Raw genomic sequence first — 1,353 nt, 5'->3', positions numbered from 1 at the left:
AGGTATCCGGAATTCCGTGTGTGAGGCGGGTTGAGATTCAGACTCCAATGTTGAATCGTTCCGGGTAAAGCAGTGCGAACTGCGTCATCGCGCTCTTCCAATCGTGCCGGGAGCCAGTCCACTTGGCCACGACGTTGCGCAGCGCCAGCCAGATCAGTTTGAGCGCGGCCTCGTCCGACGGGAAGTGGCCGCGCGCCTTGATGATCTTCCGAAGCTGCATGTGCAGCGACTCGATCGCGTTGGTCGTATATACAATTTTCCGGATGTCAGGCGCGAAGGCGTAGAACGGAATCACCTGATCCCAGGCTCGGCGCCAGAGCGCGGCGATCGGAGGGTATTTCGCACCCCACGGGCTCGTATCGAACGCGTCCAGCGCCACGGCGGCCGCTTCGGCCGACGGTGCCCGATAGACCTCCTTGAGCGCCGCTGCGACCGATTTCCTGTCTTTCCAGCTGGCGAAGTCCAGTGAGTTCCGGATCAGATGCACGATGCAGGTCTGGACCGTCGTTTCCGGGAACACCGTGTTGATCGCTTCCGGGAAGCCCTTCAGGCCGTCGACCACGGCGATCAGGATATCCTGCACGCCGCGCAGCTTAAGGTCGTTCACTACCCTCAGCCAGAACTTGGCCCCCTCGGTCTGCTCGATCCAAAGGCCCAACACGTCGCGTGTGCCGTCGCGGCGCACGCCCAGCGCCAGGTAGATCGCTTTGTTGCGCACGACGCCTTCGTCGCGGATCTTGACTCGCAAGGCGTCGAAGAACACGACCGGGTACATCGGCTCGAGCGGCCGCTGCTGCCATTCGCGCACTTCGTCGATCACGGAATCGGTCACCGTACTGATGAAGTCCGGCGACACCTCGATGCCGTACATCTCCAGCAGGAAACCCTGAATCTCCCGCACGCTCATGCCGCGTGCGTACATCGCGATGATCTTGTCGTCAAAGCCGGTGAAGCGTCGCTCGCCCTTGGCGATCAGCACCGGATCGAAGGTGCCTTCGCGGTCGCGCGGAATCTCGACGTCGAGCAGGTCGTCGTCGGTCGTGATGCGCTTGCGGCTGGTGCCGTTGCGGTGGTTCGTGCGGCCTGCCGGCTTGGCATCGCCCTTCTCGTAGCCGAGGTGGTGGGTCAGTTCGCCGCCCAGCGCGCGTTCGAAGATTGCCTTCTTGAGCGCCGCAAGCTGCTCGTTGATCGTCGCCCGGTTCAGCGTCCCGGGCACCAGTTGCTTGATCAGCTCGGGGTCCAGGTTCAAGCCCTTGCCCGGTTCTATCGTCACTTCTTCCTTGCGTTTGCGTGGCATAACGTGGCTCCTTGGCCATCAGTTTATGCCTCACACACAAACATTCGGATAGGCTC

1 protein-coding gene is annotated in these 1,353 nt (G+C 61.9%); it reads right to left on the bottom strand.

Annotation, left to right across the window (positions count from 1 at the left end):
* Window positions 1-37: 37 nt before the first annotated feature.
* The gene (locus AP428_RS34235; protein ID WP_011544750.1) at window positions 38-1,297 is read right to left on the bottom strand and encodes an IS256 family transposase; all 1,260 of its coding nucleotides are present in this window, start codon (window positions 1,295-1,297) and stop codon (window positions 38-40) included.
* Window positions 1,298-1,353 lie beyond the last annotated feature (56 nt).

It is taken from the genome of Burkholderia sp. E168m22, assembly GCF_001319805.1.
GTDB lineage: Bacteria > Pseudomonadota > Gammaproteobacteria > Burkholderiales > Burkholderiaceae > Burkholderia > Burkholderia orbicola.
Note: the sequence above shows the minus strand (reverse complement) of the source record. Positions and strands in the feature narration are given on the sequence as shown.

Bases quoted from the DNA above. Each gene is read 5' to 3' on its own strand.
- AP428_RS34235 (WP_011544750.1), bottom strand. From the start codon at position 1,297: ATGCCACGCAAACGCAAGGAAGAAGTGACGATAGAACCGGGCAAGGGC.